Here is a 22,272-nt window from a genome sequence, read left to right on the forward strand (position 1 = left end):
TAGATTTGAGATTTGAGATTTGAGATTGATATCAATTCTGGTTGCTTTGGCCTGATTAAACCGCAGAGAACACAGAGAACACAGAGTCAGAGAACAGAGAGATGAATAATTTCTATGCTACCGAATTTGAAATTAAAAATTGACTCCACAGATTCATCTGGGAGGGTAAACATTAATCTAAAATTTTTCACTTGTCAACCGTCAACAGTCAACAGTCAACAGTCATTACTTGAAAATGTGTCATCGCACTATTGATTGGATTCCGGGCGTTTCTGGTGTTTGCTCTGGATAAACTGTTCCAAATCGGCGATCGCATCTTCAAAATCCGACAAATTAATTTTCGCAGGTCTAGTCTTCTTCGGCAAACTCGAAGACTGACTCGAAGACTTAGCCGGAAGCGGTGGAGATTTAGGTTGTGCAGCTTGAGTGCTGTTGGACTCTATAGAATCGAACAATTCATCCAGGGACTCAAAAAATGATTGAGCCGAGGCCCGGCGTAAATCTTTCTGGTCGTCGTCATCCGTCATAAGCCACTCCATAGGGTCTAAAATTTGCCAACAAACTCTGTCCGCCCCGGCGCGTGCAGATATTAGACATGAAAACCGACTAAAACAAGCAGGAGGACAGAATTTAACCGGGCGATGGGAATGCCTGTGGCTGAACTTGCTGCCCCATATAAAACCTGCCGCGGGCATTGTCAGCCTTCAAACTATATTTAACTGTACACCCGCCTACTGAGTGATTTGAGACTTTGTGTAGACCCAGCTCAAAATCATCGACCCTGAAAAAATCTCAGTTAGGGCTCTTTCGTTGTCTAATTAACCCTAGTCTAGTCGAGAATAAGGAAACAGGACTTATGCAACTATTACCGCTGTTCAAGGGTTGCGATGGCAACGCGCCACCCCGAAAGGACCCAGAGACGGTGTTTTTTGCTTGAGTCCTAAGATTTCACAGGCATTAGGAGATTTTAAGGTGACTCAGGGATTTGATTACGATTTAGCAATTATCGGCGCTGGCGTGGGCGGACACGGCGCGGCCATACACGCGGTTAGCTGCGGGCTGAAAGTGGCAATTATCGAAGCAGGGGACATGGGGGGGACTTGCGTCAACCGCGGCTGCATTCCCTCGAAGGCGCTCTTGGCGGCTTCCGGGCGCGTGCGAGATTTGCGGAATGCCCACCACCTGAAGACTTTGGGCATTCAGTTGGGGAGTGTGGATTTCGATCGCGGGGCGATCGCCAATCACGCTAATACTATTGTTAGCAAACTTCGTGGCGACTTGACCAACAGCCTCAAACGTTTGAACGTCGATGTCATCCAAGGTTGGGGCAAAATTGCCAGTGCTCAAAAAATTACCGTGGAAACCGATAAAGGCGAGAAAACTATTACCGCCAAGGATATTATTCTCGCTCCCGGTTCGATTCCCTTCGTCCCCCCTGGGATAGAAATTGACGGCAAAACAGTATTTACCAGCGACGATGCTGTCAGGTTGGAATCGCTACCGAAGTGGATCGCAATTATTGGCAGTGGCTATATCGGTTTGGAGTTTTCGGATATTTACACGGCCCTGGGCTGCGAAATTACGATGATTGAGGCTCTAGACCAATTGATGCCGACTTTTGACCCGGATATTGCTAAGTTAGCAGAACGAGTGTTAATTGCACCCCGCGATATTGAAACAAAAGTAGGTGTTTTGGCGAAGAAGATTACTCCTGGTTCGCCGGTGATTATTGAATTAGCTGATTTCAAAACTAAGGAAGTTGTCGAAGTTTTGGAAGTAGATGCTTGTTTGGTAGCAACTGGCCGAGTTCCGGTAAGCAAGAATTTGGGGTTAGAAACTGTTGGCGTGGAAACGATGCGCGGTTATATCCCAGTTAACGATAAGATGCAGGTTTTGGCGGCGGGAGAACCGGTGCAAAATTTGTGGGCGATCGGCGATGTTAATGGCAAGATGATGTTAGCGCATTCTGCGTCGGCTCAGGGAATTGCTGCGGTGGAAAATATTTGCGGCCGTGCCCGCGAAGTTGACTATTTGAGTATCCCGGCGGCGGCGTTTACTCACCCGGAAATTAGCTATGTGGGGATGACTGAACCTGCGGCGAAGGAGTTAGGAAAAACAGAAGGGTTTGAGGTCGGTTCTGTCAAGAGTTATTTTAAGGGAAATTCTAAGGCTATTGCGGAGGGTGAAACCGACGGTATGGCTAAGGTGATTTACCGGAAAGATACTGGGGAGTTGTTGGGAGTTCACATTTTCGGTTTGCACGCTGCGGATTTGATTCAGGAGGCGGCAAATGCGATCGCCCAGCGCGATTCTGTGAACACTTTAGCATTCCGAGTGCACACTCACCCGACGCTTTCGGAAGTGTTGGATGAGGCTTTTAAACGGGCGGCTGGAGCGGGTAGTCATTAATTTGTAGGGGCTGTGTCTCGATTAGTGTCAACTTAAGTCTAAACCCTTGAGAAAACTCGTTCGCATTCCAGTCTAGATCCCCCTAAATCCCCCTTAAGAAGGGGGACTTTGAAATCCATTTCACCCCTTTTTAAAAGGGGCTTGAATGCTCTTGTCCCCCCCTTGTTAAGGGGGGCTAGGGGGGATCGAAAGCCTATCGGAGCAACAAAGGACTGGTACTATGTTTGACCTGTTTGTTGACACCAATGTGCGATCGTGGCCGCCCGTTTTTGAGAATTGTGTTTAAATGGAACTGAATCAACGCAAAGAATTATTTAGCAAGGCTTATGTCCGTGCTGTGGCGGCAGTCGCCGGCTGTTCTGTAGATCAACCTGAAAATGATTATGATAGCGTGGATCTCTGTATCAAGGCGATCGGCAGCGATCCAATGCAACCGCACCGCCTGGAATTGCAGTTAAAATGTACTTCAAGAGATGTACTCGATGCTCAATCTGTGCGATATCCGCTCAATGTCAAAAATTACAACGACTTGAGAGTCACTGCCTTTATTCCCCGGCTGCTGGTTGTCGTTTTAGTACCGGAAAATATAGGGGAATGGATACAACAGTCAGAACAGGAAATGTTGCTTAGACATTGTGCCTATTGGGTATCGCTGCGGGGAATGCCTGAAACTAGAAATACAAATCGCATTACTGTTGAATTGCCCCGCCGGAATCACTTTACTCCACAGGCTCTTGAGTCAATTATGCAGCGTATTAGCAAAGGAGGTTTCCCATGAAAGTAACTGTACGGGATTTGGAAGTTTTCAAAAGTTTAGATGTGAATGTAATTATAGCATATTTACAAAAAAATGGCTGGCACGAACACAGCCGAATTTACGACAATAAAGGAGCGATTTGGGTCAAAAAAAATGATGCAGGAGATGTGTTTGATATCGGGCTACCTTTGACAAGGGAGTTTGCGGATTATCCAGCTCGGATGGGAGATGCTATCAAGACGCTGGAAGTGTCAGAAAATAGTTCTCAATTAGAGATTTTAAGCGATTTAATTACTTCGTTAGACAATACTGAGATTCAGGGATTTGTTGTGAAAGTCGATCGCGAAGATGGGGCAGAAATCGCTAAGGTGGTGATGATGGGGTTTGTGGTGAACAAGCTGCGGAAAATCTATCTTGAGATCGCAGAAATTGATTGTAATTTAGCACTGAAAGCTTATCAGGAGAGAATTCCTGTCACTTGCACGGGTGATTTGCTCAAAGTAGGTGGATATTTTGCGATGAAAAATCTGCACGATTTTGCTTTGATGGCAGAGGAAGCTAAAATAGATGAAAGTACGCGCGGCGTAGCTATCCCGTAGGGAATTACGCGTATTTAAGGCGGCGGTAGAGTGCCGATCGTAAAGCTATTCCCTCTTTGCGAATGTTCCTCAATAAAGGCCCGTTGTAATGTATAAATCGCTGTTCGTCCATAAACAGACAGCTAATGACTTCATCATTTTGGAGCGACAAATCGGCTCGAATGTGACTGGTTCTTTTAATTTCTTCGCCTGGGTTTACTTGCCCTTTGAGGACGACTAAAATATCAATGTCAGAGTCGGGGCGTGCATCGCCTCTGGCTTGGGAACCGTAGAGCACCATTGTGACAAGGCGGCTGTCGTAAAGTTGCTCGAAGTGCGATCGTAATTGCATCAGTATGTTTTTAAGCTTATCGTTGATGTTCATATTTTTTGTTGTAAATGATTGGAGGGCGATATATCCTCTGTGCTAAAATTGGTGTCTAGGAACAGGATTAAGCATAAACCAGGTGCGAGGTGATTTCAAGTCAAGATTGGACATTTCCAGAAGCAGCCAGCCAGAAAATACCCGAATCCTGGGGCGATGCACAGCCAAACAAAAAGAAACCAGGTTGGCGGTGGCAATATCCAACAAATCAGGGAAATGGTGTAAGGATTGACAAAGGGGATGCAGATAGCAGTTTTCCTTCTCAGCAGGTAGACCACGTTATTCTTAGAAAAGACGGTCAAGTTATCGGTAAACATGGTCAGCCGATCGCAGGTAGCATCAAAAATAATCCCACAGAAGCCCACATCCCTTTAGATGAATGGTTGCAATGGTCAACCTGGTACGCACCTTAGTAAAGGAGAAAGTTGTATGGTAAAGTATCCGAAAATGAGAGAGGAGTTATTAGAAACTCTCCGCAGTTTGGCAGATAGAGAATATCAACATAAAGTTTGGTTAGAAAGAGATTATCCGCCAGAAATTAAGTACGACTGTTTTGATGAGGTGGTTCATTTTCTTTACGACGATACTGTGTTGGCAGAAAACCCATATCTGGCAATTGGAGCAATTATTGAAGATGAAAAAGAAGCCCGTTTGATGTCAGCAGTTTGTCAGGCTATAGACTTAGTATTTGAGGCGTTGGGGACAGGAGTTTCTGATGAGGAGTATATTAAATCTTGTGAGTGGACAAAGGTAGTTGAGGCTGCATTGAGAGCGTTGCAGGCGATGGAAATTCAATCGCAGCAAGCGGTTAAGATTTAAGTGAGAGTGCGATTCCCTACGGGATAGCTACGGTTTACGCACTTTAGGCAGAATGCTGCAAATCTGGCTGAATTTTGGCAACCACAAAAGGGGATTCGAGATCGATCGACCAGTTTTCATCAATAACTTTGAGATTGGTATCTAAAATCAGAGTCAGTTCGCCAATTTCATCATCGCCATCATCGCTAACCAGGTTGTTTTCAACCGCAGATAGATCGGCTTTGAGTAAAAATTTAAGTTTAATCCAGTGAGAAGTGGGATGGTTGTTGATGATATTTGTGCCGATCGATCGGCTAATTAACTCAGCATAGGTTGGATGAATGAAAGCTATCTCTTCATAAAACTTATTGCTCTCCCAATAACCGCGTATTTTGTAATTGCAGGACTCTAGATGTTTCTCTATGAGGTGATTCAGGGCGATCGGTGCTAATAGTTTAGCAAGTTCATCCCAAATTTGGGGATTTGTCAAAGTTAGTGCATTCATCAGCTTACACTATGACTCTTTTTTAAACTCTTTCCCAAAACCTAACTGTTTTATCCTTACTACCGCTTGCTAGTATTTTACCATCAGGACTAAAAGCAACTGATGTCACTGCTGCTCTATGTTCTTGAAGCACAGACACGGATGTCATAGTCTCAACATCCCAAATTTTAATATAACCGTACTCATCTCCACTAGCAATTAATTTACCATCAGGGCTAAAAGCAACTGTTCTGACTCTACTTGAGTGTTTTCCACTCTTTAATTCTTCAGCCTTAGAGACATCCCAAAGTTTGATACTATAGTCATCGCCACCGCTGACAAGTATTTTACCATCAGGACTAAAAGCTAATGAATTAATAGGTAATCTATTATACGAACCCTGCGCTGGAAAACTTTTAATCTTTATTCCACTTTTCCAATTCCAAGACTGAATCCTTCCCTCACCATCCCCAATGACAAAAATAGAGCTATATTTGTCTGGGCTAACAGCTATAGCCCTAATTTCATTTGCCAAATTATCAATTAGTTCGCCTCTTTTACCACCTGTTTTAACATCCCAGAAAAAAATTCTTTTATCTTGACTGCCACTAATCAGTATTTCGCTATCTGGAGTAAAAGCTACGGGTATAATTCTACTGAACTCAATATTTTTATGTCCATAAATTTCTTGATGCTCTTTTTTTTCCTCAATATTCCATAATTTTATGACATGGTTTCCGAATTTTTTAATAATTCTACTAGCCATATACTGACCATTAGGACTAATGGCAATAGGATTAGGATAAAAGCCAATAATATCTTCCTTGGCAAAACAAGTATTTTGGTTGGTCTCGAAATTGCTGATAATAATTGTTTGTTGGTGTTCGTATCTAATCGCAATAGAATTACCTTTAGGTAAAAATGTCACTGCTGTAACTTCACCATCAAAGTAATTAGGCCTTTGGCTTCTCCATTCTTGACTTTTACTGCTTTTTTTCTGCGGATCTACCACTGGAGAAACTGGTACTTGAGATCGGTCTGCTATCTTGGTTGGCTGAGGCTCAGGGGTTGGCGGAGGCTGAGGGATATCAACACCATAAGGCTTTAGTTTCTCATATTGTAGGCAAGATTCAGAACTATCTTGTGGTAAGCTAAAACATACTGAAGCTGTAGCAGGTTGAGAACTGGTATATTCCCAAAATTCACGGTAAGGTTGAATAATCATTCCGTGAGCCCTTTCTATAGTATCTTTGGTAACTATCACATCTGGCATTAATCCCTTAATAACAATTCCTTCAAGTAAAAGAATCTCTCTGCCAAATGAATCTTTTAAAGCTCCACTTCCTTCTATTCCCATATCTTCAAAAGTGGTTTCAATCACTCGAAATACTATGGTTAATTTCCCGGATTTAGATTTATGTATTTCTCGGTAGAAAGCCTCATTTTCTCCTGTCAGCCCCCCACCTGCTGTGTAGGCAAGAATACTGGCATCACCAATTTCACACAAAAAGTCAGGGGCGACTATTGTTCTATACTCAACGTAGCGATTAGCGCTAACTAAAAAAGGCCAACAATCTAAACTTTTCATAAATGTCTTACGAAGATAGATCGGAATCGGGGAAACTTATATAAAGTTGGTTTTGGATCAAGATAAAGCTGTTGACAACAGATGCTAAGGCGCTTTTTTCATCGCCTATTTTATTCAATGCTTCAGCTTTTTGCTGACGCAATTCCTCACTTCTTTTCGCCGCTTCTTTTGTTTTTTGTTCGGCAGAGCCTGCCCAATTTTTAATCCCAGGAAGACCTCTTAACCATTCTGGCAAATTTTGACTGAATTTTTCCGTACCAGAAAGGTCTGCTTCAACTTTAGTCGATTGCTTACGTTCTTCAGATGCTCTTTTATCAAGTTCTTGTTGCTTATTCTGGATCAGATCCGGTAAAACACAAGCTAGGGGAACTTCCACTTGAAATGGTTTAGGCAGTTTTCCTGGTATTTTTTCCATACCGCCACCAGGTACAGGTTTAGCGAAACCTTGCCCAACCGAACTAACAGGAATCAATCTGGTTGGAGAGTTATCTTGTTTACGGGTTGTAACTAGATTCTGAAATGCCTCACTAGATTCTAATAATTTCTCTCGTACTTGTTTCAAAGAATATCCACTACTTTCAACAATATCCCACTTGCTAATAACAAAATGAACGGGTTTTGCAATACCTTTAGTCATTATGTCAAGCATATTCTTAAACTCATTAATAACCCATACTACTCCTTCTGCTTCTTGACGCATCAACGCACAAATTTTAGATCCGTCTAACAATCCAAGTAGAATCTCAGCACTTTCTATCTTTCGATTAAAATCAGAGTCGTCTTCCATTTGTTCCTCAGTAATTCTACCGCCTGCGTAATCGAGATAGACAAACTCGCAAGCAGAGTATTTAGTCCTATTTCTATTGATGGAGCAGGTAAAAACCCATTCTGAGACTTCCTCGGGAACCGTCCCCGCAGGCCATTTTGTTTCTGTAGCGACTTCGGTGTATATTCTATTCAGTTTCTTGCGCTTTTCACCATCAGTCTCTAGAAAAAATCCCCATTCCCCTTGACTGGACAACTTCTGAAACATACTTCCCAAATATACTGTCTTGCCAGCACCACGCGGCCCCAGCATGATAACTCGATAACTGTACATGGATTTTAGTACCTAATAAGTTTATTTGCGGATAGCTCTTGTTTTTAGCCGAGCTCATATATTTAAATAAGTGTAATTAAAGATTTTGGATGTAGCCATTGAATTTAATGGGTAATTTGTAAATTGGTGAATTTGGGATTTAATGGGAGTTAATAGGAAAAAGTGGCATTTAGTTCCTCAATTGTCAAAAGTGTGGTAAAGTGGTGCTGTGTTAGACCCAAATATGGCAGCACCTAAACTTATGGAGCTTGAAGAATCTGTAAAATGGATCGATGACGAGATATTTGCTAAAACTGGAAAACGTCTTGACTCTCTTCAAATATCTATATTAGAAGCTACTTCTCAAGGTAAAAAGTATCCAGAAATAGCAGAAGAATATAAATTTAGTAACGATCATGTCAGAAAAGCTGCTTGGAAGTTATGGAAGCTGCTGTCAGAGGTTTTAGGAGAAACTGTTAGTCAATCTAATTTTAGAGGGCTGTTGCAGCGAGGGGTATTTTCCAATAGTAATATTAATAATATAGTCAATAGTAAGAATAGCAAAATTAATGTTTGTAGCGATCGATGTCATTCACCGTTAACAGAAGAGCGATCGCCCGCATCTCCCCCAAACCTCCAACAAACCCCAACTCAATCCCACCTAGACTTAAGCGACGCACCCAAAATCTTCACCTTTTACGATCGCACATCCGAACTCACCACCCTCAAACAGTGGATTCTCCACGAAAACACCCGCCTACTCGCCATACTAGGCATAGTCGGCATTGGCAAAACAGCACTCGCCGTACACCTAGTAGAACAAATCAAACATGAATTTGATTTCATCATCTGGCGAAGTCTCGCCACATCTCCACCCCTGTCAATACTTCAAACAAATATAATTCAATTCTTCTGTAGGGGCGGCGCCCCCGTGCCCGCCCCAAATGCCGACGGTGTGCCCGCCTTCGGTAGGGGCGGTGCCCCCGTGCCCGCCCCCTCCCCAGAAGAAGGGGCAACCACGGGGGGTTTGCCCCTACTGGACTACTTGCAAAAATACCGCTGTCTGCTGATACTCGATGACGTACAAATGGTAAATAGCAGCGCACAACTCGCTGGTATTTACAAACCTGGATATGAAGATTACGGCACACTCTTCAGACAGGTAGGAGAATTATCTCACAATAGTTGTTTAATCCTGATAGGTTCGGAAAAGCCTAGAGAAATCGCCGCATTAGAAGGCAAAACTCAGCCAATTCGCTCATTACAACTCAATGGTTTAGGTGTTGAAGCGGGGGAAATCCTCAGAGAAAAAGGTTTAGCTGAACATGAAAAATGGTCAGAACTAATTGAACAATACAGAGGGAATCCCTTGTGGTTAAAAATAGTTGCGACAATGATTCAAGATTTATTTAACGGCAGCCTATCGGAATTTTTGTCGGATGATACACTATTTTTAGGTGATTTAGAATCTTTACTGCATCAGCCATTTAATCGCTTATCAGACTCAGAAAAACAGGTAATGTCATGGCTAGCGAGTGAAACCGCGCCTGTTTCCCTCTCAAAAGTGCCAGAGAATCTGCAATTATCTCGATCGCAATTTTTGAAAGTTATGCAATCCTTGGGACGGCGTTCATTAATTGAAAAAATCCCGGAGGGCGATCGCACATTTTTTACCCTTTGCCCGATACTAAAAGAGTATATCAAAACCAACTATTCCCGCCCCAACGGTGAGTAATAAAAAATTATATTGTCGTCAAGTGAACTATCTTGAACTTAGAAATGTGCGATCGACCTTTTGGTAAAATTTGGGAAGGCGCGATCGACCTTTGTTTATTGAATTGGCTTTTCAGTCCTCTTTTAGAGGACTTTCGCTATGAGACGGGGGTTTTCAACCCCCGGCGGACTTGCGGGTTAGCGAAGGGATTTTGGCTGCCCAAAAGTGCCATTTCTACGGGATAGCTACGCACGCGCGTACTTTTTCCACATCATTCTCTAATATGGAATCCAATCTAACTTATCGATCCATTCTTCAGCTTCAGTAGTTTCCCAAATAAAATGAATTGTTTCTGCCCATCTGCCGATACTTCCACTTGGACGCACCCAAACTAATCCCCAACTTTGTCCCCCAGCCGCCCAATGTTCCTCCAAATGTCCGGGAATACTTTTGCGATTATCCGTCACCAATAGTCGTTTCGATGATTCCAAATAAATGAGAATCTCTGGATCTAATGTTCCGAATGGCGGTGCATTTGCGTCGCCAACACGCAAAATATCTATCTCTGGCTGGAGTTTTAAAACAGCACTTTTGAGCTTAGGAGGCAAATTTTCATCAAGCAAAAAACGAATTTTCACTTCAGGTTAAGTAACTCCTGTTCTCGCTGTGCTTTGATTGCTCTCAAACGCAATGCTAGAGGAGATGGATTAGCCAACCATTCCTGATAGCGTTCTTCCCGCCACTTCGCCAGCCGCAACATATAAGCATCCATCTGCCTCCGATTTTGCAGATAATAAGTTAGCGTCGCGTAAATTTTCTCTAAATTCAAACTTGGTAATTCTTCCAGAATTTGGTCGGGCGAATATCCATCCAAGTAATATTTAATTACATCGTCAATGCCGATCCGATGTCCTTTGATGCGGATGTCATCGGGGTCGAGAAATTCAAAATAGTCTTCTAATTGCATCGGTTTATCTCCGAATACTTAGTTAATCGCATTTTATCATAAATTGAAAAGGGCGATCGACCTTATATAATAGAAACTTGTTACGATCGCCCTTTATCCCCCTATCATGCTGCAAATCCGTTGCCGTCCCCCCAGCACATCCGTCTCCGTACTCTACTTAGGCCGATCGCACAGCAGCAGATTCAGCAACAATTTCTTCATCTTTCTCACTCAAACCAGTTCCAAATTCAGTGTACTGCCGCACTTGAGGATGCCTAAAACCGAGTACAATATCTTCTTTAGGAACACCGGCGGCCAGTAAATCCGTCGCCACTCCTTCTTCGGTATCATCATATTGAATCCAGATTTTATCGCCGATTAAATTGATGTGGATTGGTGTGGCGTGAAGGTAATTGTCATCATTCCAACCTATATCCAAAACTAAATATCCTCCTCGTTCATCATCAAATAACAGTTGAGAATGATAGCCGTCAGGTATAGTATTGCGGTATTTAGCGTGTTCCTGAAGTATACTTTTGATAATTTCTTGGTATCTCAATCGGGTATCCATTGAAGTATTTCCTCACTTTTTACATCAAAAACAATCAGTTTAACAATTTGATTTTTTAATAACACTTGCCCTAGTTCTATGGTAAATACGCTCTTAAAAGCAGGCTTAGAAATAGCAAGATAGAGTTTTCTATCGCTCTGCATTTCATTAAGCACTTGGTGGTAAAGAACGTACTGTCCCAAAGCCTGTTCCAAATCTTTTACATCCGATCGTCCTACAAAACTCTTGACCTCAACAACTATTTTTTGGGTGTCTTTTTCAGCATTAATTAGACGTTCTGCACCCAAGTCAGCAGATAAACGCTTGCGACCAATTTGCATGGAAAATGGATCGTGAGTAATTGTCCACCCATCCTTTTGCAAGGCACGCTTAACTGTATCGTGATAAATATCTTTAGCTGGCACGCATTAGCTCTCAGGCTAGGAGGATTTACTGTAACCATTATATAATAGGTTGAAACTTGTTGCGATCGCGGTAAGGTATAAATCCCCAGCCTAAAAACCTCGCTGTCAACTGTCAACTGTCAACTGTCAACTGTTTATCCCCCTATCATGCTTCAAATCCGCCGTCGTCCCCCCAGCACATCCGTCTCCGTACTCTACCTCAGCTACCAAATCGCCGTACCCGACGCCGAACCCCAGCACATCCTCGAAGAAATCGTCTGGGAAAAAGAAGCTGAAGTGGCCCAAAAGCGCGATCGCACCCCATTAGCCGATCTTCACAAAAAACTCCCCTTTGCACCGCCCATCCGCGACTTTCTTGCCGCCCTTAAAAACGGCAAAACCACACCCGCTATCATCGCCGAAGTTAAAAAAGCTTCCCCCAGCAAAGGCGTAATTCGCGAAGATTTCGACCCAGTGGCGATCGCCCTAGCTTACCAACAAAACGGCGCTAGTTGCATCTCCGTACTCACCGATGAAAAGTTCTTTCAAGGCAGCTTCGACAACCTCGCTAAAATCCGTGCCGCCGTCGATTTACCCTTACTTTGCAAAGAGTTTATTATCTATCCCTACCAAATCTATCTCGCCCGGATTCACGGCGCAGATGCTGTATTGTTAATCGCAGCCATTCTATCTGACAAAGACTTACAATACTTTGTGAAAATTGTCAAGACGTTGGGCATGACAGCTTTAATAGAAGTTCACACTCTCGAAGAACTCGATCGAGTATTAACCCTAGAAGGCGTCAGCCTAATCGGCATCAACAACCGCAACCTAGCAGACTTTTCCGTCAGCCTAGAAACCACCGGTCAACTATTAGCCTCGCGCCAAACCGAAATCCAAGCAAAAGGCATCCTCACCGTCAGCGAGTCAGGAATCCACACTCCCGCCGACCTCGCTAAACTTGCCAGCGCCGGCGCCGAAGCCGTCCTCATCGGCGAATCTCTGGTCAAGCAGCCCGATCCAGGCGCAGCTTTAGCCTCCCTTGCCGATCGCCCTCCGAGCCTCTGAAAGGCGAGACCGCTTGACAAACCACCCTTAATTCTGATAAAAAATGATTAAGTAGGTAAATAATGAGAATTTCTAGCCTGCATCGACTCAAGCGCTACTGTAAAAAAGAAATAGCACTGAAAGCTATATTGCATAGAAATATTTTGCCAGAAAGCAATTAAATCTATTCTGTAAGCCTGTCGATCGCAAGATTTAGCGTGTCCAACGCACCCAGCCCCGAATATTCGATCGGCAAAGCAGGGTTTATTGGACGGTTAGAAAACAAATAAAAAATCGGGCATCTAATGTTCACCGTGATGCCTCATGCAATTGCAATGGGGTATCGGTTCGCTGAGGTATGTTAGCTTTCATGGAGCCAATCCCCCTTCCTTCGTACATTCATTATGAATTGCTACTTCAATTGTTAGAACGCAAAACGATGTTTGCTGTCAGTCCACAATCGCCGCAGCAGCAACAAGTTCACCAACTTATTATTACACTGCGTAAAGCCCTTGCCATTCAAAAGCAATTAGAACAAAGCTGCGAGCGATCGAACTTAGCGGTAGAACATCGCTGGGCTCTAAATGAAATTAACCACAAGGGAGTTAAAAGTTAAAAAACTTAGAGTATCGACGCGACGTGACGTATCGTATTTGATTTATTCTATATAACTCCCACAGAAAAACTTAGGACAATATCATGGACAACAAATTAATGCTGATGATTCCGGGCCCGACGCCGGTGCCTGAAGCGGCATTGTTAGCGATGGCAAAACACCCGATGGGCCACCGCAGCAAGGAATTTGACGCGATTTTTGCAGAATGTACCGAAAACCTCAAATGGCTGCACCAAACAAAAAGTGACGTGCTGAGTTTAACGGTTTCTGGTACCGGGGCGATGGAAGCTGGGATCATTAATTTCTTGAGTGCGGGCGATCGAGTTTTAGTCGGTACTAACGGCAAATTTGGTGAACGTTGGGCTGAAGTCGCCGAAGCTTACGGTTTAAACGCCGAAATTATTAAAGCCGAGTGGGGCCAACCTTTAGACCCCGAAAACTTCCGCGAAAAACTCGAAGCAGATACAGAGAAGCAAATCAAAGCTGTCATCATCACGCACTCGGAAACCTCCACCGGCGTCCTCAACGACCTCGAAACCATCAACCGCCACGTTAAAGCCCACGGTGAAGCTTTAATTATGGTCGATGCTGTCACTAGCTTAGGCGCTGTCAATATTCCGATGGACGCTTGGGGCATCGATGTCATTGCTTCGGGTTCTCAGAAAGCTTACATGATTCCTCCAGGTTTGGGTTTTGTGGCCGTCAGTCCGAAAGCTTGGGAAGCTTACAAAACTGCAAAACTGCCCCGCTATTATTTGGATTTGGGCAAATATAGCAAAGACGCTGCCAAAAATACCACTCCTTTTACTCCCCCTGTCAATATGTTTTTTGCCCTGCAAGCATCGCTGCAGATGATGAAAACAGAAGGGTTGGAAAATGTTTTCGCGCGGCACAAACGCTTAATGACAACTACTCGCGCTGCTGTAAAAGCTTTAGGTTTGCCGTTGTTTGCGGCTGATGATGCCGCCAGCCCTGCGATTACTTCGGTTATGCCGCCAGAATCCGTAGATGCTCAAAAAGTGCGGACTTTGATGAGAAAGAGATTTGACATTGCTCTCGCCGACGGACAAGACCATTTGAAAGGTAAAATCTTCCGAATCGGTCATTTGGGCTTTGTGTGCGATCGCGATATTCTAGCAGCAATTTCCTCTTTAGAAGTCGTGCTGAGCGAATTGGGTCATGAAGGCTACACTCCTGGTGCCGGCGTTGCCGCTGCTGCCAAATTCTTGGCTGAATCCTAATCTCAGTTGTTAAAGGATTTTAGATTTTGGATTTTTGATACTCTCTAAAATCTAAAATCCTTTTAGTATGCTTCGGATAACCAATCAAAGATTTTATCCAACTGTTCGAGAGTGACTAAACCGTATTGCCACAGAACCATCGGCAAGGAATTCGGGTCTTTATCGCGCTGGCGCTGTTTGTCACCGCCACGTTCGGCGACAGCAATTGACGCGGGAGAAATTGCCAAATCTTCTTGTAAAAATCGAATTAATCTAGTGTATGTAGCGGGTGCCATGTGATTTCACCTCTAAGTATAGGACACCATTTTCTGATGTGAACCTGATGTTTTTGATGAGTAATAAGCCAGTTTTAAATTTGTCTTGTTACCGTCGATAGGTTTTAAAACGCTATTAGCGGTTGAACTGCCAAACGTAATGCTGAGTGCGAGCGCACAAGCTAACCTTTCCCAAAAAGTGAAAGGTTTTGCAATTTGGCTGATGTCTGCCCGATCGACTGGTAATCGCGATCGAACCTAAACTGAATACCTCGGCATCTCTGCAGCGCGAATCAGAATAAATTCTGCTACCTAAAACTACTAAACCAAGTTCAGAGTTTAACTTCATCTGCCGAAATGCAGAATCCGCAAAACTACTTCGGCAAAATTAGTTAGATATTTCGATCAAACCTGAAACTGCTACCAGAAGTTAAGTTTGCCAATTACAGCCAATTAACTTGGCTCGTAGCATATTACTTTAGATAGGTTTAGTAGATTTAGCTCGATCGCCAGAACTTCCAGAGAATTTCTTTTCGTGTTGCTACACCTTGAGGCTGAGTATCGTCTCTCAGGATTGGTAACGAGTCGCTGACTCGTCTCATACCTGCGACCAAGAATCTACAGCTTCCGGAAACAAGCTCAAGTCCTGACTGACTGAGATCGACATCGTAGCAAATCTTTCGGTGTTTGTACTGAATGTTACATTAATATTCTAATAGATTTTATCAATTTTTGTAAAGTTTCTAAATTTTCTTGGGTAGTCCGAAGGCAGAGGGCTCTCTGGGCGATGGAAACCGGGGGATTATCTCTGTCTGCAGGTTTTACTGAAACAGTCCGAAGTTTTACTGGAAAAACTCGATTTCAATACGATCGCCCTTTTTGACACCGAGTTCAGCAGCTCGCCCGCCCCGGAGTTCAATAACTCGATCGACAACAGTATCGGGCCCGTAGGTAGGACAAGGATCTTCAGTACAAGGAGGTGCAGAAACTTGTATCGCCTCAACCACCCCATCTCGCAGAAAAATCATATCCAGAGAAATCTTGCAATTTTTCATCCAAAAATTGACCCGCCGCGCCGGTTTAAACTCAAACAGCATTCCTCTGTCATCCGGCAAAGAAGTTCTGTACATTAAACCCATAGCCTGCTGTTCCGGTGTTTTCGCCACTTCGAGTTCGATTGGGCGATCGCCTATCCGAGCTCTAGCAGAAACAGGCAGCACTTGACCCGATGTTGTCGCCGTCGGAGACTGCGAGGCCAAAATACCAGTAGCACCAGCATTCGCGATCGGTAAAGTCGGCGAACATCCCAGCAAAAATATACTTACTCCAATACCGAGCAAATTAGTTAAATAATTCATAATGATTTTAGATTGTTGACTGTTGACTGTTGACTGTTGACTGTTGACTGCGTTGAGTGATGACAACTGACAACTGACAACTGACTAATGACTAATGACTAATGACTGATGACTAATGACTTCTTCAAGCTTCCCGCATCACATAGCCAACACCGCGCACCGTCTGAATCAAACGCTTTTCGCCCTCATCTTCAATCTTGAGCCGCAGATAGCGGATATAAACCTCAATCACATTCGACTCACCCAAAAAGTCGTAACCCCAAACATTTTCCAGAATTTGTTCCCGAGTCAAAACCTCGCGGGGATGTTCCATCAAATACTTTAGCAGCTCATATTCCTTCATCGTCAGGTCGATCGCCCGTCCATTGCGTAGGGCCCGCCTAGAGGCTAAATCCAAAACTAAATCGCCAAACCTCAATTGTTCGTTGCTGCTGTTATCCGGCTGCAAATACAAGCGCACCAACTGCAAAAACTCCTCAGTGCGGTAAGGTTTGAGAAAATAATCATCCGCGCCAGCTTCCAGACAAGCTACGCGATCGTCAACTGTATCACGACCGACCAATAGCAGCACCGGCACCCGATTGCCAATACTTCTGAGGTGAGAACACAGTGACAGCCCCGACTCAGCGCCAAGTATGCGATCGATTACAATCAAAGCTGGCTGCAATTCATGAGCTAAATGTTGGCCAGTGGCGGTATTAGAAGCCACTACCGGTTCGTAGCCGGAGGATTTTAAGTCGAGACTCAAGTGGCCGGCGAGAACTTCGTCTGTTTCAACTAGCAGGACACAGGGATTGCGATCGAGAGTAATTGCAGCCATTGAATTGACCGGTGGAGACCATAACTGTTCTAGCACGTTTGATGGCCGTTGGTTGTTAACTGTTGGTTGTTGGCTGTTGACTGTTGGGTGTTGACTGTTAGCTGTTGGCTGTTGTTATTTGTTATTTGTTGTTATTAGACTTCTCCTAAAAAGCAGATTTTGAACAGGCATCCTGCCTGTTCCACGATAATTATGGGAGATGTCTATTCGTTATGGGTTATTTGCGAGTTGCTACCCATTACCAATTCCCAATTCTATAATGCCCCATGCCCCATGCCCAATGCCCCATGCCCAATGCCCAATTCCCAATTTAAATTATGACCATTATCGTATTCGGTAGTATCAACATCGACCTAGCAGCAAAAACTCCCCGGTTGCCGCAACCAGGCGAAACTATCATCGGTAGCAATTTTTTCACGGCCGGCGGTGGCAAAGGAGCAAATCAAGCCGTCGCCGCCGCCCGTCTCGGCACTTCCACCCACATCATCGGTCGCGTCGGCAACGATAAATTTGCTGAAGAATTATTGACAAATTTACAATCTTATGGTTTAAGTACCGACAATGTATTAATAGACCAAAACACTCATTCAGGAGTGGCAATTATCGCGGTAGACGAGACAGGTCAAAATAATATTATTGTGATTCCGGGCGCGAATAACAATGTCGGTGAAGCCGAGATAGAACGTCTCAAAAAACTTTTAACAGCAGCTACATCTTTGCTGTTACAGTTAGAAATTCCCCTGGAAATTGTCCAAAAAGCTGCGAAAGCTGCTCGTCAAGCCGGGGTGCGAGTTATTCTCGATCCAGCACCGGCTAGGGCGGATTTGCCGATCGAACTTTATCCGCTAATTGACATTATCACGCCGAATGAAGTGGAAGCGGGCCAGTTAGTCGGTTTTCGGGTGAATGACACCGAAACAGCGATTGTAGCTGCCAAACACTTGCAGGATCGTGGGGTCAAGAATGTTATTGTCAAGTTGGGCGATCGCGGGGCTGTTGCTGTTACGGCGGATGAAACCTTTTTTGTACCGGCTTTTGCTGTGGAGGCGATCGACACTGTGGCTGCTGGCGATGCTTTTAACGGCGGGTTAGCCTCTGCATTAGATGCCGGTCTGTCCTTGTCGGAGGCGGTGCGGTGGGGCGCAGCAGCGGGCGCTCTGTGCACAACTAAAGTGGGTGCTCAAGGTGCTATGCCCGATCGCGCAACCTTTGATAAATTTTTGCAGAATTTAATTTGAATTTGTCAGGTGCGTATTAGTTGAATTTGTCAGGTGCGGAAGGCGCACCCTACTTTGACTATTTTTGTTTAATTGTCGTCTTTGAATTCTTTGGCTAGGCGATCGAGTCTGTCGTTCGTTTCTTTTGTAAACTTGAGTAACCCAACGCTCACAATATTTGATGTTAATCCGCCAGCGGTGGCAACTGAGCCTTCTGTGACTTTTCCAGAAAACAACAGTCCGATGCCTAAAATATTGACTAAAGCGCTGGTGATGATGAATCCAAAAGTTGCGTTAGAACTAAAACGAGCTTAACGCCAACTATCTTGAATCATCTCCCAACGACGAGCGATCTTGGAAGAATCATCAGAGGACGATCGACCATCGTTCTCTAAATTTAACGTGAGTTCAGGGTTGAGCAAAAAGGTTGAGCGAGTTGACTTGTAGTTGAGATCGAACCTATAATCTAAATTAGTAATTTTCTCTAAAGGCATCATGGGGCGATCGCTCAAAGTTTCTCCAGGGTGTATCGAACAAGTCAAATCGGCTTTAGGACGCAACGGCTTTCCGACTCAGAAGGCTTTGGCTGAAGAATTAGAAATTTCCCTATCCACCGTCAAGAGCTTTCTGACGGGTAAACCTGTTGATTATAGAAATTTTGAGGAAATTAGCGGGAGATTGGGGTATGAGTGGAGAAATATCGTACATATAGACGAAACTATCCCTAAGCCTATCTTCGAGGAAACCTCAGCTTTCATCACTGGAACTCCCATCACCCATCCGCATCACTTTTTCGGGCGGCAGAAAGAACTAAAACGCCTATTCGACTTACTGAAACGCCGTCCCCTGCAAAATGCTGCCATTATCGGCAAGAGGCGCAGTGGCAAGACTTCTTTGCTGCACTACTTAAAAAATATTACCACCACCCCAACAGAACAGTTGCGTCCCGGTCAAAAATCTGACTGGTTGCCCCATCCAGAAAACTATCGTTGGATTTTCGTAGATTTTCAAGATGCGCGACGGCAGAGTCGGGAAGGGCTGCTGCGCTACATTTTAGAATCCCTAAAAATGTCAGTACCTAACCCTTGCGATTTAGATAAATTTATGGATGTGGTTAGCAGTAATTTACGTCAGCCTACAGTCATCCTATTAGATGAAATTGGCGCAGGATTGCAACGCTGTCCCGAATTAGATGATGGGTTTTGGGAGAGTTTGCGCTCTTTGGCGACTAACCAAACAAATGGAAATTTAGGGTTTGTTTTGGCAACTTCTGAATCACCAATGGAATTAGCGCGTAGCACCGGACATAGTTCGCCTTTTTTCAATATCTTTGGATATACCACAACTCTGGGAGCTATGACTGCAGCCGAAGCGCGGGAGTTGATAGCCAGTTCGCCCATGCCTTTTCCTGATGAGGATGTCGAGTGGATTTTGAATCAAAGTAAATGCTGGCCTCTGCCGCTGCAAATCCTTTGTCGAGAACGATTATTTAGCCTGGAAGATGGGGAAACTGAGGATAATTGGCGTGAAGAAGGTTTACAACACATAGAGCCATTCGCTGATTTTTAAAAGGTAAATGCCATGAAAACTAATTTGCCCTTAAATTTGAAACGGGATCTTGCCTGTGGGGGGCTGGTAATCGGTCTTGGGCGAGCTAATTTATGCAAGCATTTAATTGTTTACCAAAAGTCACTCCTAAATCATCCATAAGTCAGCCATAAATCAACTTTGCTCAACCTTTAACTCAATCACGTCTTAATGTACTATACAGATATGTATAGACGTAAACAGTTGACGTAAACAGTTGACGTAAACAGTTGACGTAAACAGACTGTATTCGTTTAAAGCGATATAGTCGTTTAAAACAAAAAAGCCAAGTAAGTTGTCACCTTACTTAGCTGTTCTTGATTAAAAAAAGTAGTTCAACGATTCACACTGTTGCTATTCATGCTTGTCCTCATCCTTGCCCTTGCTCCTGTCCTCCATAGGCATGAGTAATTGGATGATAACGGGAAACACGACTGGATCATTAAAAGGTACGTCATTCAATATGGCGCAGGCCATCAAAGCAACAGCCAAGAGTAGTCGATAAAAAATACTCATCGAGTTTTCCTTCAAAAGTTTGATCAAGGCTTCTGAACGGTAGCTCCAGGGTAATGTTCAGGGGGAGCGTGGGTGTCCAGAGTCTAACCGTACTGGGCACTCTATTCTCTTTTTCCCTAACGCAAATGTAACACACCAATTTTAGCGAGCTGCATTAATTTATTGCTCGCTCATATTTTAATGTTTTATATATTTGCACTCATTTGTGCATTTTTACTTATATTTTTGGGATATACTAGCTATCGGCGATCGTCCGATCGGCTCACAAAGATTAAACAGGATGTACAAAGGCTAGAAATTTGTGCAGACGTAACAACCATAAGTAACGCTCACCACAGTATATCGATCGGCGAATTAAACAGTCCAGTCAGCGCCCTACTGAATAGCTTCAGTTATATCAGCCAAGACGTAGATGCAGCCCTCAACCAGCAAAGTCCTTACAACCAGCGTTTAGCCCTCAGTGCAGTAGCAGAAAAATTAAACAGTTTAATTCGAGAATTGACCCGCAGTGGTGACAAATATGCAGTACGCTTTCGCCCCATTGCTACCAGTTGGTATGAAATTGTCACTGACTATGTGCGGGAACTAGCAGAAGTTGTCGAACTGCGACAAGAAATCGACAACCCTTATATAATCGGCGTACCCCTGACAGAACAACAGGAAATCTTTGTCAAACCCGTTGACTTAAGTGGAACTTACATCAGTACGCGCATCGAGCAATTACTGCTAGACCGCCGCCGCCTTCCCTTGCTACTCTACGGACAGCGGCGCATGGGCAAAACATCCCTCCTCAACAATTTGGGACGCTTGCTACCCAGCACTATCATTCCCATGTTTGTAGACTTACAAGGGCCAGTTTCATCAGCGAGTGATTATGCTGGTTTTCTCTACAATATCGCCCGGAGTATGGCAAACTCAGCCCAGCGCCAAAGTGCCTTCACTCTCCCATCTCTTAAGCGCGAAACACTGCAAGATGACCCTTTCACCCGCTTTGATGAATGGCTGGACGAAGTAGAAGAAGCCCTACAACAAAATATTGCCCTGCTTGCCTTCGATGAATTCGAGGCGCTAGATAATGCCATCACAAAAGGACGCTTTGATCGGGAGGATGTTCTGGGAATGTTGCGTCACCTGATTCAACATCGTCCCCGCTTCAAAGTGCTGCTAGCTGGTTCCCATACAATAGAAGAATTTCAGCGTTGGGCTAGCTATTTAATCAATGTCCAAGTCGTTCATATCAGCTACCTGAAACAACCCGAAGCGCGTCAACTAATTGAGCAACCAGTCAAAGATTTTACCCTGCGTTACGAACCCAATGCGGTTGAGCGAGTCTTGCAACTCACCCGCTGTCACCCTTTCCTAATACAACTCCTCTGCGCTGAAATTATCGCACTAAAAAACGAGCAAAACCCATCTATCCGCCGACTGGCAACTTTAGCGGATGTAGAAGCAGCAATACCAGAGGCTTTAAGTGTTGGCAGTTTCTTTTTTGCCGATATTCAAAGCAATCAAGCAGATGCAGCAGGATTAGCTATTTTGCAGTTTTTGGCAGCACAAGGAGAAGGGGCAATAGTCAGCCGATCAACTATTTTGCAACACTTTTCCAATAAATTCGATGCTCTCAATTTACTTTTGCAACGCGAATTGATTGAGGAAGTTAGTGAGGGCTACCGTTTCCAAGTTGAATTAATTCGCCGCTGGTTTGCATAATCTCTGTCTGTCCTGTAGTCTACGGCGAGAGTAAGAAGATATTGCCTGTAGGGACACAACAGTGTTCATTGGTGTCAACTTAACGTTAAACCGATAGTCCGACAGTCCGACAGGGGTTGAAACCCCTGCCTCAAAGCTAAAGTCCTCTAAAGAGGACTGAGAATAAAAATTTTTAAACTCATTATATCATGTCCGATCGATTAACCATAATATCC

General features: G+C 44.1%; 28 protein-coding genes. 13 read left to right on the top strand and 15 right to left on the bottom strand.

Going from position 1 to position 22,272, the window contains the following annotated elements; all coding sequences use genetic code 11:
* Nucleotides 1–248 precede the first annotated feature (248 nt).
* The gene (locus QUB35_RS09655; protein ID WP_333141560.1) at nt 249–539 is read right to left on the bottom strand and encodes a hypothetical protein; all 291 of its coding nucleotides are present in this window, start codon (nt 537–539) and stop codon (nt 249–251) included.
* A 433-nt stretch (nt 540–972) separates the two neighbouring features.
* Here QUB35_RS09655 and lpdA point away from each other — a divergent pair, with 433 nt between their 5' ends.
* The 3 genes from lpdA to QUB35_RS09670 all read left to right on the top strand — a co-directional run bounded on the left by lpdA (nt 973) and on the right by QUB35_RS09670 (nt 3,765).
* Nucleotides 973–2,409: a dihydrolipoyl dehydrogenase gene (gene lpdA / locus QUB35_RS09660; protein ID WP_333141562.1), complete on the top strand. Its 1,437-nt coding sequence runs from the start codon at nt 973–975 to the stop codon at nt 2,407–2,409.
* A gap of 286 nt (nt 2,410–2,695) precedes the next feature.
* Nucleotides 2,696–3,187: a DUF4365 domain-containing protein gene (locus tag QUB35_RS09665; protein ID WP_333141564.1), complete on the top strand. Its 492-nt coding sequence runs from the start codon at nt 2,696–2,698 to the stop codon at nt 3,185–3,187.
* Complete coding sequence (locus QUB35_RS09670) at nt 3,184–3,765, top strand: hypothetical protein (RefSeq protein ID WP_333141567.1); 582 nt, start codon at nt 3,184–3,186, stop codon at nt 3,763–3,765. Before QUB35_RS09665 ends, QUB35_RS09670 begins: the two co-directional genes overlap by 4 nt.
* A 4-nt stretch (nt 3,766–3,769) precedes the next feature.
* Here the strand turns inward: QUB35_RS09670 and QUB35_RS09675 are convergent, their stop codons facing one another.
* Nucleotides 3,770–4,129, bottom strand: coding sequence for a nucleotidyltransferase domain-containing protein (locus QUB35_RS09675; protein WP_333141569.1), 360 nt, complete (start codon nt 4,127–4,129; stop codon nt 3,770–3,772).
* Between the two features lie 89 nt (nt 4,130–4,218).
* On the opposite strand from QUB35_RS09675, the gene QUB35_RS09680 reads away from it, so the two are divergent.
* Together QUB35_RS09680 and QUB35_RS09685 are read left to right on the top strand one after the other, a co-directional pair.
* Nucleotides 4,219–4,542, top strand: a complete 324-nt coding sequence (locus QUB35_RS09680; protein WP_333141572.1) for a hypothetical protein — start codon at nt 4,219–4,221, stop codon at nt 4,540–4,542.
* Nucleotides 4,543–4,558: 16 nt separating this feature from the next.
* Nucleotides 4,559–4,948: an SCO4402 family protein gene (locus QUB35_RS09685; protein ID WP_333141574.1), complete on the top strand. Its 390-nt coding sequence runs from the start codon at nt 4,559–4,561 to the stop codon at nt 4,946–4,948.
* Between the two features lie 43 nt (nt 4,949–4,991).
* Here QUB35_RS09685 and QUB35_RS09690 read toward each other — a convergent pair whose 3' ends face one another.
* Genes QUB35_RS09690 through QUB35_RS09700 form a run of 3 tightly spaced genes read right to left on the bottom strand, consistent with a single transcriptional unit; the run spans nt 4,992 to nt 8,098 of the window.
* On the bottom strand, nt 4,992–5,432 hold the full coding sequence (locus tag QUB35_RS09690; protein ID WP_333141576.1) for a hypothetical protein: 441 nt from the start codon (nt 5,430–5,432) through the stop codon (nt 4,992–4,994).
* A gap of 22 nt (nt 5,433–5,454) precedes the next feature.
* Nucleotides 5,455–6,999: a WD40 repeat domain-containing protein gene (locus QUB35_RS09695; RefSeq protein ID WP_333141578.1), complete on the bottom strand. Its 1,545-nt coding sequence runs from the start codon at nt 6,997–6,999 to the stop codon at nt 5,455–5,457.
* A gap of 7 nt (nt 7,000–7,006) precedes the next feature.
* A complete protein-coding gene (locus QUB35_RS09700; protein WP_333141580.1) occupies nt 7,007–8,098 on the bottom strand; it encodes a hypothetical protein in 1,092 nt (363 codons plus the stop codon).
* 241 nt (nt 8,099–8,339) lie between these two features.
* Here QUB35_RS09700 and QUB35_RS09705 point away from each other — a divergent pair, with 241 nt between their 5' ends.
* Nucleotides 8,340–9,812, top strand: coding sequence for an NB-ARC domain-containing protein (locus tag QUB35_RS09705; protein ID WP_333141681.1), 1,473 nt, complete (start codon nt 8,340–8,342; stop codon nt 9,810–9,812).
* Nucleotides 9,813–9,844: 32 nt separating this feature from the next.
* Nucleotides 9,845–10,036, top strand: a complete 192-nt coding sequence (locus QUB35_RS09710; RefSeq protein ID WP_333141582.1) for a hypothetical protein — start codon at nt 9,845–9,847, stop codon at nt 10,034–10,036.
* A 33-nt stretch (nt 10,037–10,069) separates the two neighbouring features.
* Here QUB35_RS09710 and QUB35_RS09715 read toward each other — a convergent pair whose 3' ends face one another.
* The 4 genes from QUB35_RS09715 to QUB35_RS09730 all read right to left on the bottom strand — a co-directional run bounded on the left by QUB35_RS09715 (nt 10,070) and on the right by QUB35_RS09730 (nt 11,712).
* Nucleotides 10,070–10,429 (bottom strand): DUF5615 family PIN-like protein, encoded by a 360-nt coding sequence (locus QUB35_RS09715; protein ID WP_333141583.1) that lies wholly within the window; start codon nt 10,427–10,429, stop codon nt 10,070–10,072.
* Nucleotides 10,426–10,758: a DUF433 domain-containing protein gene (locus QUB35_RS09720; protein ID WP_333055073.1), complete on the bottom strand. Its 333-nt coding sequence runs from the start codon at nt 10,756–10,758 to the stop codon at nt 10,426–10,428. Before QUB35_RS09720 ends, QUB35_RS09715 begins: the two co-directional genes overlap by 4 nt.
* A gap of 157 nt (nt 10,759–10,915) precedes the next feature.
* Nucleotides 10,916–11,308, bottom strand: a complete 393-nt coding sequence (locus QUB35_RS09725; protein ID WP_333141586.1) for a XisI protein — start codon at nt 11,306–11,308, stop codon at nt 10,916–10,918.
* The gene (locus tag QUB35_RS09730) at nt 11,293–11,712 is read right to left on the bottom strand and encodes an element excision factor XisH family protein (RefSeq protein WP_333141588.1); all 420 of its coding nucleotides are present in this window, start codon (nt 11,710–11,712) and stop codon (nt 11,293–11,295) included. The genes QUB35_RS09725 and QUB35_RS09730 overlap by 16 nt, the downstream gene beginning before the upstream one ends.
* A gap of 147 nt (nt 11,713–11,859) precedes the next feature.
* On the opposite strand from QUB35_RS09730, the gene trpC reads away from it, so the two are divergent.
* The 3 genes from trpC (at nt 11,860) to QUB35_RS09745 (ending at nt 14,595) form a co-directional block, all read left to right on the top strand.
* Nucleotides 11,860–12,759: an indole-3-glycerol phosphate synthase TrpC gene (gene trpC / locus QUB35_RS09735; RefSeq protein WP_333141590.1), complete on the top strand. Its 900-nt coding sequence runs from the start codon at nt 11,860–11,862 to the stop codon at nt 12,757–12,759.
* Between the two features lie 349 nt (nt 12,760–13,108).
* Nucleotides 13,109–13,354, top strand: a complete 246-nt coding sequence (locus tag QUB35_RS09740; protein ID WP_333055069.1) for a DUF5340 domain-containing protein — start codon at nt 13,109–13,111, stop codon at nt 13,352–13,354.
* An 83-nt stretch (nt 13,355–13,437) separates the two neighbouring features.
* Entirely contained in the window at nt 13,438–14,595 is a 1,158-nt protein-coding gene (locus QUB35_RS09745) for an alanine--glyoxylate aminotransferase family protein (protein ID WP_333141592.1), read from the top strand.
* A gap of 62 nt (nt 14,596–14,657) precedes the next feature.
* Here the strand turns inward: QUB35_RS09745 and QUB35_RS09750 are convergent, their stop codons facing one another.
* The 4 genes from QUB35_RS09750 to nblR form a co-directional block, all read right to left on the bottom strand.
* On the bottom strand, nt 14,658–14,870 hold the full coding sequence (locus QUB35_RS09750; protein ID WP_333141594.1) for a DUF2949 domain-containing protein: 213 nt from the start codon (nt 14,868–14,870) through the stop codon (nt 14,658–14,660).
* A 115-nt stretch (nt 14,871–14,985) separates the two neighbouring features.
* Complete coding sequence (locus QUB35_RS09755; protein WP_333141596.1) at nt 14,986–15,198, bottom strand: hypothetical protein; 213 nt, start codon at nt 15,196–15,198, stop codon at nt 14,986–14,988.
* A gap of 493 nt (nt 15,199–15,691) precedes the next feature.
* A complete protein-coding gene (locus QUB35_RS09760; RefSeq protein WP_333141598.1) occupies nt 15,692–16,207 on the bottom strand; it encodes a DUF192 domain-containing protein in 516 nt (171 codons plus the stop codon).
* 124 nt (nt 16,208–16,331) lie between these two features.
* On the bottom strand, nt 16,332–17,027 hold the full coding sequence (gene nblR / locus QUB35_RS09765; protein WP_333141600.1) for a response regulator transcription factor NblR: 696 nt from the start codon (nt 17,025–17,027) through the stop codon (nt 16,332–16,334).
* A 317-nt stretch (nt 17,028–17,344) separates the two neighbouring features.
* Between nblR and rbsK the strand changes: the two genes are divergently transcribed.
* Entirely contained in the window at nt 17,345–18,265 is a 921-nt protein-coding gene (rbsK, locus tag QUB35_RS09770; RefSeq protein ID WP_333141602.1) for a ribokinase, read from the top strand.
* A gap of 68 nt (nt 18,266–18,333) precedes the next feature.
* Here rbsK and QUB35_RS39100 read toward each other — a convergent pair whose 3' ends face one another.
* Together QUB35_RS39100 and QUB35_RS09780 are read right to left on the bottom strand one after the other, a co-directional pair.
* Nucleotides 18,334–18,522 (bottom strand): TRADD-N-associated membrane domain-containing protein, encoded by a 189-nt coding sequence (locus QUB35_RS39100; RefSeq protein WP_445252112.1) that lies wholly within the window; start codon nt 18,520–18,522, stop codon nt 18,334–18,336.
* Nucleotides 18,523–18,555: 33 nt separating this feature from the next.
* Nucleotides 18,556–18,741 (bottom strand): hypothetical protein, encoded by a 186-nt coding sequence (locus tag QUB35_RS09780; RefSeq protein ID WP_333141606.1) that lies wholly within the window; start codon nt 18,739–18,741, stop codon nt 18,556–18,558.
* Between QUB35_RS09780 and QUB35_RS09785 the strand changes: the two genes are divergently transcribed.
* Nucleotides 18,740–19,813, top strand: a complete 1,074-nt coding sequence (locus tag QUB35_RS09785; RefSeq protein WP_333141608.1) for an ATP-binding protein — start codon at nt 18,740–18,742, stop codon at nt 19,811–19,813. The genes QUB35_RS09780 and QUB35_RS09785 overlap by 2 nt on opposite strands.
* Nucleotides 19,814–20,572: 759 nt before the next feature.
* Nucleotides 20,573–22,057 (top strand): AAA family ATPase, encoded by a 1,485-nt coding sequence (locus tag QUB35_RS09790; RefSeq protein WP_333141610.1) that lies wholly within the window; start codon nt 20,573–20,575, stop codon nt 22,055–22,057.
* Nucleotides 22,058–22,272: the final 215 nt, after the last annotated feature.

Source organism: Microcoleus sp. B13-B6, assembly GCF_036705405.1.
In the GTDB taxonomy this organism is placed as follows: domain Bacteria; phylum Cyanobacteriota; class Cyanobacteriia; order Cyanobacteriales; family Microcoleaceae; genus Microcoleus.